This is a genomic window from Microbacterium sp., assembly GCF_047606685.1.
In the GTDB taxonomy this organism is placed as follows: domain Bacteria; phylum Actinomycetota; class Actinomycetes; order Actinomycetales; family Microbacteriaceae; genus Microbacterium.
The window spans coordinates 1-12,790 of the sequence record NZ_JASGEC010000092.1 but is presented as its reverse complement, the minus strand read 5'-3'; the positions used below and the strand labels follow the sequence as shown (position 1 = coordinate 12,790).

6 protein-coding genes and 1 pseudogene are annotated in these 12,790 nt (G+C 72.7%); all 7 read left to right on the top strand.

Annotated features, from left to right (window positions below; all coding sequences use genetic code 11):
• The first annotated feature begins 143 nt into the window (after positions 1 to 143).
• Positions 144 to 6,203, top strand: a complete 6,060-nt coding sequence (locus QM611_RS11015; protein ID WP_415079964.1) for an Ig-like domain-containing protein — start codon at positions 144 to 146, stop codon at positions 6,201 to 6,203.
• A 24-nt stretch (positions 6,204 to 6,227) separates the two neighbouring features.
• On the top strand, positions 6,228 to 7,199 hold the full coding sequence (locus tag QM611_RS11010) for an AAA family ATPase (protein WP_415079963.1): 972 nt from the start codon (positions 6,228 to 6,230) through the stop codon (positions 7,197 to 7,199).
• Complete coding sequence (locus QM611_RS11005) at positions 7,199 to 8,431, top strand: DUF58 domain-containing protein (RefSeq protein WP_415079962.1); 1,233 nt, start codon at positions 7,199 to 7,201, stop codon at positions 8,429 to 8,431. The genes QM611_RS11010 and QM611_RS11005 overlap by 1 nt, the downstream gene beginning before the upstream one ends.
• On the top strand, positions 8,428 to 10,800 hold the full coding sequence (locus tag QM611_RS11000) for a transglutaminase-like domain-containing protein (protein WP_415079961.1): 2,373 nt from the start codon (positions 8,428 to 8,430) through the stop codon (positions 10,798 to 10,800). The genes QM611_RS11005 and QM611_RS11000 overlap by 4 nt, the downstream gene beginning before the upstream one ends.
• On the top strand, positions 10,797 to 11,219 hold the full coding sequence (locus QM611_RS10995) for an FHA domain-containing protein (protein WP_415079960.1): 423 nt from the start codon (positions 10,797 to 10,799) through the stop codon (positions 11,217 to 11,219). Before QM611_RS11000 ends, QM611_RS10995 begins: the two co-directional genes overlap by 4 nt.
• Positions 11,216 to 12,058: a PP2C family protein-serine/threonine phosphatase gene (locus QM611_RS10990; protein ID WP_415079959.1), complete on the top strand. Its 843-nt coding sequence runs from the start codon at positions 11,216 to 11,218 to the stop codon at positions 12,056 to 12,058. The genes QM611_RS10995 and QM611_RS10990 overlap by 4 nt, the downstream gene beginning before the upstream one ends.
• Positions 12,058 to 12,790 (top strand): annotated as a pseudogene (locus QM611_RS10985) (hypothetical protein); the annotation flags it as partial. The gene QM611_RS10990 and the pseudogene QM611_RS10985, both read left to right, overlap by 1 nt.

Sequence of the window (12,790 nt, the reverse complement as noted above, 5' to 3'; positions counted from 1 at the left end):
GGGTCGTGCGCGATTCGGTTAGGATCGACACGGCGGTCGCGTGAGGGGGCTCCGCACCGCCTCGCAGTGCTGGAACCACGCCCGTCGACTCTCCCGGCGGGCGCCGAGCAGCAAGATGACGAGCCCCGGGGGAGATTGCGCCGGTGAAGTCCTTCGCGTGGCTTCGCGCACGCCCGCGAACTCTCGCCTCTGTCGGCATCCTCTCCGCCTCGGCGGTGGCGATCGCCACGATGGCGTTCCTTCACGAGGGCCATCCCACCACCGAGGTCGACCTGCACGACGGCGGGGTCTGGATCACCAAGCAGTCCAGCATGCTCGTCGGCCACTTCAACCACCCGTCGCGGGTGATCGACAGCGGTCTGCGCACTCCGGCCGACGACTACGACGTGCTGCAGGCGGGCAACACGGTGCTGGTCCACGAGACGACGGGCGTGGTCACCACGGTCGACCCGTCGCTCGTGGTGCTCGCCGACTCGGCGTCGGTGCCCGCCGGGGCCACGGTCGCGCTCGGCGGCAAGACGGTGGCGATCATGGACGCGCAAAGCGGCGCGCTGTGGGTCGTGCCGGCGGCGGGCGTGGCCGGATTCGAGCTGGAAGGCACGAAGCCCCTCGTGAAGCTGGGCGCGGGCGCGGCGGTCGCAGTGGGGGTGGACGGCACCGTGCACGCGGTGTCGGTGGAAAAGCGCGCGGTCGTCACGATCCCGGTCGACGCCGACGGCGCGCCGCAAGACCCGTCGACGTCGACGCTCGACGGCCTCGCCAAGGGCGCGCAGGCCAGCATCACCGCGGTCGGCGACATCGCCGTCGTGCTCGACGCGGCCACCGGCGGCCTGTTCTGGTCGGGCGGGCACAAGACCACCGTCGCCGATGGCGCGGTGCTGCAGCAGCCGTCCGCGGCCGCGCCGTCGGTCGTGCTCGCGACCCCGGCCGGGCTCGTGCAGGCGCCGCTGGACGGGTCCGACCCCGTCGAGACGCCCGCGGGGGCGGAGGGCGCTCCCGCGGAGCCGGTCTCGTTGAACGGCTGTGTCTACGGCGCGTGGGCGGCTTCGGCTCGTTTCGTGCGCGACTGCGCGGGCGACGACGACGACCTCCGCGCCGACATCCCCGATGTCGACGATCAGGCCGTGCTGCGGTTCCGGGTCAACCGTGACGTCGTCGTGCTCAACGACACGTTCGGCGGCACGGCCTGGCTGGCCAACGACGACCTGCAGCAGGTCGACAACTGGGACGACCTCACTCCGCCGGAGGGCGACTCCGAGCAGGACGAGGAGGAGACCTCGGACGAGACCGTCGAGACGACGCTGCCCGAGCGCACCGAGCAGAACACGCCCCCGGTCGCCGAGAACGACTCGTTCGGCGTGCGCCCGGGCCGCACCACGGTGCTCCCGGTGCTCGACAACGACAACGACCCGGACGGCGACGTGCTCACGGTGTCGCTGCCCGACGACGGGCCGTCGCTGGGATCGGTGGAGCTGATCAACAACGGCGCCGGCTTGCAGATCTCGGTGCCGGAGGACGCGTCGGGCCGCGCCACGTTCGCCTACGAGGCGGATGACGGACGACACGGCACCGACCGCGCGACGGTGACGCTGACCGTGCGCGACTGGTCGGAGAACACCGCGCCCGAGCAGAAGCGCAAGCCGACGATCGCCGTCGAGTCGGGCGGGGTGGTCGCGTACAACGTGCTGCCCGACTGGATCGACCCGGACGGCGACGACGTGTTTCTCGCCAGCGTCACCGCCGAGCAGGGCGACGAGGTCGACTTCACCCCGGACGGCCGCGTCACCTATCGAGCCGTCGGCGGGTCGATGGGACGCAAGGATGTGCCGGTCACGGTCTCCGACGGCAGCAAGGTCACCGAGGGCGTGCTGCGGCTCGATGTCCGCCCGCAGGGCACGACCGTTCCGGTGACGACGGCCGACCACGTGGTCGCCCGCGTCGGCGAGACCGTCACGGTCTCGCCGCTGGACAACGACATCAGCTCCGGCAAAGAGCGGTTGCGCCTCACCCGCGTCGACGACGTGAAGGGCGCCAAGACCTCGTTCGACCCGGTGAACGGCACGTTCACGTTCTCGGCCGGGGCCGCGCAGACCTACTACGTGCAGTACCTGGCATCGGCGGGCGCGAACGGCGTGCCCGGCGTCGTGCGCGTCGACGTCGTCGAGGACCGGCAGAACGACGATCCGCCGATCGCGGTGCGCGACGTGGCGCTGCTGCCCAGCGGCGGCGAGGTGCTCGTGGACGTGCTCGCCAACGATATCGACCCGGCCGGCGGGATTCTCGTCGTGCAGTCGGTCACGATGGCGCCCGGCAGCGGCATATCGGTGTCGGTGCTGGGGCACGAGACGTTGCGGATCGCCGACCAGGCGGCGCTCGGCGAGCAGGTCGTCGTGAGCTACCGGATCTCCAACGGCGCGAAGAGCGCCGAGGGGTCGGTCGTGGTGATCCCGGTGCCCGCTCCGTCGAAGATCCGCCCGCCGGTGGCCGAGGACGACACCGCGATCGTGCGCGTGGGCGATGTCGTCACGATTCCCGTGCTGAGCAACGACTACAGCCCGAGCGGCTCGCCCATCCATGTCCTCCCCGACCTCGTGCCGCCGCTGCCCGAGGAAAGCGAGGGCACGGTCTTCGTCTCTCAAGACACCGTGCGCTTCCTCGCCGGCGACGAGCCGGGCACCGTGTACGCGACGTACCAGGTGGCGGATGAGACCGGGCAGCAGGATGCCGGGTACGTCAAAATCCAGGTGCTGCCGCGCGACGACGAGGCCAACGCCGCGCCGCGGCCCCGGGAGGTCACCGCCCGTGTGCTCGCCGGGTCGACCGTGCGCATCCCGATCGAGTTGAACGGCATCGACCCCGACGGCGACTCGGTCGAGCTCGTGGGGCTGGCGGGCTCGCCGTCCAAGGGCCGGGTCGAGGTGGGCGCCGACCACCTCGTCTACCAGGCCCTCGACGCGAGTTCGGGCGTCGACCGGTTCTCGTTCCGTGTGCGCGACCGGCTCGGCAAAGAGGCGACCGCGAGCGTCACGGTCGGCATCGCGCCAGCCGAGTCGATGAACCAGGCGCCGTACGCCGTCAAAGACAGCATCGTGATGCGCCCCGGCCGCTCGGTCGCCGTTCCCGTGCTGCAGAACGACTCCGACCCCGACGGCGACCTGTTCGGGCTCGTCTCGAGCGGCCTGGTCCTGCCCGATGTGCCCGGGCTGTCGGCGAAGGTCGCCGGAGACCGCGTCATCGTCACCTCTCCCGACCGCCCGCTGGAGACATCGCTGCAATACACCGTCGCAGACGAGCGCGGCACCGAGTCGACCGCCGTGCTGCAGGTCACGGTGAAAGAGGACGTGCCGCTGTCGTCGCCGATCGCTCGCGACGACCGCGTGCTCGCGCAGGACGTGCGCAACGCGACCGTCGATGTGCGAGTGCTCGACAACGACGAAGACCCCGACGGCACCCGCGAGGCGCTGACGGTGTCGGTCGACGGGGAGGGCGCCCGCGTCGTCTCAGGCGGCGTCGTGCGCGTCACCCTCGACGAGACCGCGCGCCTGCTCGCCTACACCGTGACCGACGAGGACGGACTGGAGGCATCCGCCTTCGTCTTCGTCCCCTCGCTCGATGAGCTGCCGCCCACGCTGGCCTCGACCGAGCCGCTCGTGGTCGAAAGCGGCGAGACCGTCGAACTGCCGCTCGCCGACCACGTGCGCGCGTGGAGCGGCGATGGCGTCGTGCTGACCGAGCACGACCGGGTGCAAGCGCTGCACGCCAACGGGGACGACCTCGTCAAGGACCAGCGCACGCTCGCGTACACCTCCGCGGACGGCTACTTCGGCGACGACGCCCTCGTCTTCGAGGTGACCGACGGCGACGGGCCGGACGACCCGAAGGGCAACAAGGCGACCCTCACCGTCCCGATCACGGTGCTGCCGCCGGAGAACCAGCCGCCCGCGTTCACCGACGGCCAGATCGAGGTCGCCCCCGGCGAGGAGCCGGTCTCCCTCGATCTCGGAGCGTTGACAGATGACCCCGACCCGGGCGACCTGGAGCGCATTCGGTACGAAGTCGTGGACGGGGTGCCCTCCGGACTGACCGCCGAGGTCGACGGCCAGACGCTGCGCGTGAGCGCGTCGGCCGACACCGCCACAGACACCGTCGCGTCGATCCGCGTCCGCCTCGACGACGGCGAGGCGGAGGCGGTCACGGGGACGGTGAGCGTGCGCGTGGGCGCCTCGACCCGGCCGTTGCCGACCGCGAACGACGACCGCGTGCCCGAGGCGCACCAGGGGGAGACCGTCGAGGTCCGCGTGCTGGAGAACGACTTCAACCCCTTCCCGGAGACGCCGCTGGTCGTGACGACCGCGATCGTCGAGTCGGGCTCGGGCGAGGTCGTCAGCGTCTCGGGGACGTCAGTGTCGGTCCAGCCCGACCCCGCGTTCGTGGGCACGATGGTGGTCCGCTACCGCGTGCAGGATGCCACCGGCGACCGCGACCGCGAGGCCGAGGGCCGCATCCGCCTCACCGTGAAAGGCAAGCCGGACGCGCCCGGCCGCCCCACGGTCGCCAGCGTCCAGGACCGCACGGTCGTGCTGTCGTGGACGCCGCCGATCGACAACGGCGCCGCGATCACCGGGTACACCGTCACCTCCACGAAGGGCGGCTACACCAAGCAGTGCGCGGCCACCACGTGCACCCTCAACGGGCTCACCAACAACGTCGAGTACAACTTCGTGGTCACCGCCACCAACCTCGTCGGCACGTCTGAGCCGTCGGCGGCGTCGGAGACGGCGCGGCCGGACGCGCGGCCGGACACGCCGCAACCGCCGACGCTGAAGTTCGGAGACGGCAGTCTGCGGGTCGCGTGGGACACGCCGCCGACGCCCGGCTCGCCGGTGGACTCGTTCTCGCTGGAGATCTCGCCGGCGCCGCCGTCCGGAGTGGCCCGCAAGACAGGCGTGAAAGGCGAGTCCCTCACGTGGGAGGGGCTCGAGAACGGCGTCGCCTACCAAGTGCGGGTGAGAGCGCACAATCGCGCCCCCGAGCCGTCCGAATGGAGCGGCTGGTCGGCGATCGAGGTCCCGGCCCGCGAGCCCGACGCTGCCGCGGCGCCCACCGTCACGCGCTTGCAGCCGGTCGGCGAGCAGTCGCAGCTGAAGGTCTCGTGGACGGCGCCCGCGAACAACGGCGACGCGATCTCGGGCTCCACCCTCGAGGTGCGGCGCGGCTCGTCGGTCGTGCGCACCGTGTCGATCTCCGGCTCCGAGACCTCGCAGGCGGTCACGGTCGACAACTCGTCCACCGATTACACGTTCCGCGTGCGCTCCAGCAACAAGGCGGGATGGGGCGCATGGAGCAGTCTGTCCTCCCCGCTGCGCGCGTTCGGCAACGCGTCCGCGCCGACGAAGGTGGTCGCCACCCCCGGCAACAACCGGGTGTCGGTGACGTACAAGGCAGCGTCGGGCAACGGGGCGACCGCGAGCGAACTGCACTACGAGTACTCGGTCAACAACGGCGCGTGGCGCAGTGATTGGGATGGCGAGACCATCACGAGCGGTGTGGCCAACAACGGAACGTACTCGGTGCGCGTGCGCGCCTACGCCACGATCGACGGGGTGCGCTTCGACGGCGACGCGTCCGCGGCATCCAACACCGTCGCGCCGTACGGCCCGATCGGGGATCCCGGCGCCGCGGCGTCGTCGAGCGGAACCAACATCACGTTCTCGTGGTCGGCGCCGTCCCGCAACGGCCGCGACATCTCGAAGATGGAGATCCGCATCGACGACGGCAGCTGGCAGACCGTCAAGGCGAGCGGCAACAAGACGGAAAGCTACGGGTACTCCGAGACGCACAAGGTCACCGTGCGGGCAACGGATGCCGAGGGCCAGACGTCCACCAACAGCGCCTCGGCCCGCACCTCCGACCCGCCGGAGCCGACGTACACGATCTCCAAGGGCCGCACCGACACCGTGATGGAGAACTGCAGCCACTCGTCGTGCGCGCGGCTGCGGCTGAACGTCTCCAACTTCCCCTCCGGCAACTACCAGGTGAACTGCTTCCACAGCGAAGCCCCGAACGACCCGTTCGCGGGGCGCCGCTACGACATTCCCGAGGACGGCTCTGTGGACCTCACCTGCTACATCGGCTTCCCCGGGCGCGAGGTGTGGGCCCAGATCGTCGGCGTGGGGTCGACGCCGCACTTCACCTGGTACTGAAACGAGCGAGAAGGACACGACGGCATGACGATGACTCCCGACCAGGCGGCCTGGTTCCAGGGCACCTTCGCGCGGCTGGTGGACAATGTCGACCAGGCTCTGATGGGAAAGGCCGACGTGGTGGCGCTCGTGCTGTCGGCGATGCTCGCCGAGGGCCACGTGCTGCTGGAGGACGCGCCGGGCACCGGCAAGACGAGCCTGGCGAAGGCACTCGCCGCGACCGTGCAGGGCACGAGCGCCCGCATCCAGTTCACGCCCGACCTGCTGCCGTCGGATGTCACCGGCGTGACGATCTACGACCAGGCCGAGCGCCGGTTCGAATTCCACCGCGGCCCCGTGTTCGCCTCGATCGTGCTCGCCGACGAGATCAACCGCGCCTCGCCGAAGACGCAGTCGGCGCTGCTGGAGGTGATGGAGGAGTCGCGCGTCACCGTCGACGGCGTGACGCACGAGACGGGCCGGCCGTTCCTCGTCATCGCGACGCAGAACCCGATCGAGCAGGCGGGCACCTACAAGCTGCCGGAGGCGCAGCTGGACCGCTTCCTCGTCAAGACCTCGATCGGCTACCCCGACCTCGACGTGGCCGAGCGTATCCTCGCCGGGGCCGCCGACCGCAACCCCTCGGCGCACCTGCCCGCGATCATCACGACCGGCGCGGTGGCCGACATGGCCGACCTCGCCTCGACCGTGCACGTCGAGCCCGCCGTGCTGAGATTCGTCGCGCTGCTGGCCGAGGCCACGCGCGACGACAAGGCGACGCGGCTGGGCGTCTCGGTGCGCGGGTCGCTCGCGATGGTGCGCATCGCGAAGGTGTGGGCCGCCGCCCACGGCCGCCACTTCGTCACGCCCGACGACATCAAGACGCTCGCTGAGCCGGTGTGGGCGCACCGCATCGTGCTCGACCCCGAGGCGGAGTTCGCCGGCGCGACCGCCGCCGCCGTGGTCGGCCGGGTGCTCGACGAGGTCGCCGCGCCCCAAGCGAGGTCCGCGGCCTGATGACCGCGGAGACGGTCGCGCCGGCGCGACGGTGGGATGCCGCCGCCGTGGCATCCCTCGTCCTCCGGCGGCTGCGGGCGATCGCCGCCGTCGTGCGGCCCGCCGCGTGGGTGCTCGTCGGGTCGGCGATCCTGCTGTGGACGGGCGGCGCGGTGATGGGATGGCTCGAGCTCACTGTCGCCGCCCTCGTCCTCATCGCGCTCATCGCGCTGTGCGCGCTGTTCGTGATCGGGCGCACCACGTACGACGTGTCGCTCGACCTCAACCGCGACCGGGTCGTGGTCGGCGAGCGCGCGATCGGCGCCTTGACGCTGTCGAACCCGGGCACTCGTGCCATCCTCCCCTCCCGCGTCGTGATGCCTGTCGGCGCCGGGCGCGGCGTCTTCGCCGTGCGCCGGCTGGCGGCGGGCGAGGCGGTGGAGGAGTTGTTCGCCATCCCCACCGCCCGCCGCGGCGTGCTGCAGGTCGGCCCGGTCAGCGTCGTGCGCGGCGACCCGCTCGGCCTGTTCGAGCGCGCGCACAACCGCGACGAGCCCGTCGACCTGTACGTGCACCCGCGCACCGTGCTGTTCGAGGGGAACTCGCTCGGGTTCGTGCGCGACCTCGAGGGGATGCCGGTGACCGACCTGTCGAGCGACGACGTGTCGTTCCACGCGCTGCGCGAGTACCAGCCCGGCGACGACCGCCGCCACGTGCATTGGCGCTCGACCGCGCGGATGGGCGCCCTCATGGTGCGCCAGTACGAGGAGACCCGCCGTTCGCACTTCGTGATCGCGCTGTCGCGGCGCCCGGGCGACTACGGCCACGCCGACGACTTCGAGCTCGCCATCTCGGCCGCCGGCTCGCTCGGGCTGCGCGCGCTGCGCGACTCGCGGCGGGTCGACGTGCACGTGCAGGGCAGGGCTCTGCCCGCCGAGACGGGCAAGCGCTTCCTCGACTCGCTGTCCGGGCTGGAGCCGTCGCGCTCTCGCGAGGGCGACATCGTGCAGCTCGCGAGCTCGGTGGCCGCCAGCGCGCCGCTGGCCAGCGTCGTCGTGCTCGTGTGCGGCGCGGGTGTCGGCGCCGCGAAGCTGCGCGACGCGTGCGCGCGGCTGCCCTACGGCGCCCGCGTGCTCGCGGTGGTCGCCGACACGGGCGCGTCCGCGGCGCTGCGCCGCATCGGCGACGCCGACGTCGTGACGATCGGCGCGCTCGACCAGCTTCCGCCCGCCCTGTTCAAGGTGCTGTCGTGACGCCCGACCGCCGATGGGTCGTCGATCTCAGCGCGACGGCGCTGCTGCTCGCCGTGCCGATCGTCGGGTTCTGGCCGACCTTCGCCGGTCCCGGCTACCTCGTCGCCGCCATCGGCGGCGCGTTGGTCGGCCTCGGCATCGCCATGCTCGGGGCGCAGCGCCGCTGGAGCGTGCTCGTGGTCGCGGCGGCGACCGTGGTCGCCTACTTCGTGCTGGGCGGGGCGCTCGCGCTGTCGCACACGGCGATCATCGGCGTCATCCCGACCGTCGAGACGCTCCGCCAGCTCGCGCTCGGCATCGTCATGTCGTGGAAGGAGCTGCTGACGACGGTGCCGCCGGTGGCGGGCGTCGACGGGTTCTACCTCGTGCCGTTCCTGCTGCTGCTGGTCGCCGCTGTGCTCGCCGGCAGCCTCGCGCTGCGCGTGCGGCCCGCCGTGTGGGCCCTGCTGCCGGCCGCGGTGCTGCTCGTCGCGCAGATCGCCCTCGGCACGTCGGAGCCGGCCGCCCCGCTCGTGGAGGGCGCGCTGTTCGCCGTGGTCGCGGCGGCGTGGCTCGCCCTCCACCAGTCATGGGCGCCCTCGCAGGCGGCGGTGCCGCTGGGCGACGAGGCCGCATCGCCCCCGACGAGCCGCAACCGGGTCGTGCTGGCGGCGGCGGTGGTCGCGGTCGCCGTCGTGGCGGGCGTCGGCGCCAGCGCCGTGGCTGCTCCGGCCGGACCGCGGTACATCCTGCGCGACATCGTCATCCCGCCCTTCGACGTGCGCGACTACCCGAGCCCGCTGCAGTCGTTCCGCGGCTACGTGCGCGACGCGGCCACAACGCCGCTGTTCACGGTCACCGGGCTGCCCGAGGGCGCGCGCGTGCGGCTCGCGACGATGGACGCCTACTCGGGCCAGGTCTTCACCGTGTCTGACCAGGGCGCCGGCTCGTCGAGCGCGTTCACGCCGCTGCGCGGCAACATGTCGGCGGACGCGAACGGCGAGAGTGTGTCCGTCCGGGTCGCGATCCGGGGGCTGACGGGCGTGTGGATGCCGGATGTCGGCGAGGTGCGCAGCGTCTCGTTCGACGGCCCGCGCGCCGACGAGCTGCGCCGCACCGGCCACTACAACGAGGGCACCGACACGGCGGTCGTCACGCTCGGGCTGCGCGAGGGCGACGCGTACACGCTGGAGACCGTGGTGGCCGATACTCCGAGCGACGCGAGCCTTGCCGACACCCCCTTCGCGCCGCTGAAGATGCCCACGCACGAGCACGTGCCGCAGGAGCTCGCCGACATCGCCGCCGACGCCACGGCCGAGGCGGAGACGCCGATCGAGCGCGTGCGCGCGCTGCAGTCGATGCTCGCCACCGACGGCTTCTTCAGCCACGGGCTCGACATCGCGTCCCCCTCGCGCGCCGGCCACGGCGCCGAGCGCATCCTGACCCTCCTCGAGGCCGAGCAGATGGTGGGCGACGACGAGCAGTACGCCGTCGCGATGGCGCTGCTGGCCAGCGAACTGGGCATCCCGGCGCGCGTGGTCATGGGCTTCCACCCCGACGAGGACGAACCGGCGGGCACGGTCTTCGAGGCCAACGGCGACAACCTGCACGCGTGGGTCGAGGTCGCGTTCGACGGCGTCGGCTGGGTGCCGTTCGACCCGACTCCGCCGGAGGACCAGACGCCTGACACGCAGACCACAAAGCCGCGTGTCGAGCCCAAGCCGCAAGTGCTGCAGCCGCCGCCCCCGCAGCAGGATCCGGCCGAGCTGCCGTCGGTGATCCCCGACGACCGCGACCCCGATGACGACGACAAGGGCGACGGCGGGGTTCTGGCGCTCGTGCTGGCCATCGGCGGCGTCTCGCTGCTGCTGCTGGCCGTGCTGGCTGCGCCGTTCGTCATCATCGGCGGGCTCAAGGCGGCGCGCCGCCGGCGGCGGCTCGAGGCAGAGCGCAGCGCCGACCGCATCAGCGGCGGCTGGGACGAGCTCGTCGACCGCGCCGTCGACTACGGCACAGCGCTGCGCGGCGGCGCGACGCGCAGCGAAGACGCTGTGGTGGTCGGCGACGCGTTCGCCGAGCCGCGGGTGACGGTGCTCGCCGAACGCGCCGACGCCGAAGTGTTCGGGCCGGCCGACCCCAGCGCCGCCGACGTTGACGAGTTCTGGCGCCAGGTGGACGAGATCGTCAGCGACATGGGACGATCGCGGTCGCCGTGGCGGCGCGTGCGTGCCAGGCTGAGCCTGAGGGCGCTGTTGGCCGGCACCAGATTCGCTCTGCCGGGGCCTCGGAACACAGCGGCGCGCGAGCGGCGGGCGGTACGGTGGCCGTGGCGGTGGCCGTCGTCGTGGCGGTGGCCGTGGCGGCGCGAGAACGGGCAGGAGCAGGGATGACACACGAGTTCGGCATCATCTCGAGCATCCCCGACTTCGGCGCGAGCTCTCCGGCCGACGGGCCTGTGGAGGTCGACGAGACCGTCGCCGCGCCGACGCCCCGGGCCGTGCTCTCGTGGGACGACAGCACGCGCGTCGCCGTGTACGGGCGCACCCTGTTTGGCCGCAACCCGGCCGCCGAGCACGGCGCCGTCTGCGTGCCCGTGCGCGACGAGACGCTGTCGCTGTCGAAGACCCACTTCGAGATCGACGCCGACGACACCGCCGTGTGGGTGGTCGACCGGCACTCGACCAACGGCACCGCGCTCGTGCGCGACGGCGTGCGCACGCTGCTCCCCGCGGGAGAGCGCGCCATCCTGCGCGTCGGCGACCGGCTCGAGTTCGGCGACCGCGCCGCGACCGTGGGGCGAGTGTCGTGACCGGCTCGCCGATCACCGTGGCCAGCGGCTCCGCGACCGATGCCGGGCTGCGCCGCGCCGTGAACGAGGACTCCCACATCGCGGCGCCGCCGGTGTTCCTCGTCGCCGACGGCATGGGCGGGCACGGCGCCGGCGAGATCGCCAGCGCGGCGGTCATCGACGAGTTCGCGCGCCTGGCGGGCCGCCCCAGTGTCGACAGCGAGCAGCTGCACGCGGTCGTCGCCCGCGCGCGCCAGCGTGTCGAAGCGCTTCCGCCCGGGGCGGGGGCCGGGGCGGGCACGACGCTGTCGGGCGTGGCCATCGCCGACGTCGACGGCGAGGGATACTGGCTCACCGTCAACCTGGGCGACTCGCGCACGTACCGCATCAGCGAGGGCGAGTTCGAGCAGGTCAGCGTCGACCACTCCGTCGTGCAAGAGCTCGTCGACCGCGGCGAGCTGGCCGCCCAGGACGCGGCGGGCGACCGCCGGCGCAACGTCATCACGCGCGCCATCGGCGCGGGCGCCGATTCCGAGCCGGACTACTGGCTGCTGCCGGCCGAGCCGGGCGATCGCATCCTGGTGTGCTCGGACGGGCTGTCCGGCGAGCTGGACGCCGACCGCATCGAGGCCGTGCTGCGCACAGAGCACGACCCGCAGGAGGCGGCAACGCGGCTCGTGCGCGAGGCACTGCTCTACGGCGGGCGCGACAACATCACTGTGGTCGTGGTGGACGCGCTCTCGGTGCGCTCGCGCGCGGAGAGCGGCTGGCCGCACAGCACGCTGCCCACCGCCGCGCATGCCGACGAGATCGACGAGGACACCGCTCCCCGCTCCGAGCGGATCGGGGGACGGCGCTGATGCCGCACACGACCTACATCCCCGGCGACGCCACGGCGATCGTCACGCAGCACGGCGCCGTGCTCGTCGACGCGCAGCTTCCGCCCGCGCTCGCGACCCGGCTCTGGGAGCAGCTCGACGAGGGGCGGGGGCTGGCGGCCGTGCTCGACGCGCTCGTCGGCGCGTTCGGCACGTCGATGACCGCGATCCCCGCGTTCGCGGTGGCACTGGACGAAGGGCGCGCGCTGCGGCTGGCCGCTCGTGGCGCGTTCCACGTCGTCGCCGGAGAGGAGGTCGTCTCCGGCGAGGGCGTGACGACATGGTCCGAACGGGTCGTTCCGGCGACCCGGGCGGCGCTGCGGATGCCGGGGGCCGACGTCGGCGCAGACTCGGCGTTGCCGCTGCGCGACGGCGTGGTTCGGGCGCGCCTGGTGGCGATCGGCGACCGCGTGGCCGCGCCGGACGATCAGGCGACGTCGCATCGCGCGGCCACCGTCGTGCAGGGCGTGCTCGCCCATGACGCCGAGATCGCGGCCGAGACACTGGCCCCGGAGGCCCTGGCGCCAGAGCAGGAGACGCTCGGAGCCGAGCACTTGGCCGAGACCGTCATTCGCCCGTCGGGTCCCGCCGCGCCGGCAGAGCCTGCCGTTCTGGGAGACCATGACGGCCTGACGGTCTCGGTGGCGCAGGCGCGCGCGCAGCGAGGCGACGCGGCATCCCGCGCGGATGCGGGCTCCCCGCCGCCCCCGCTCG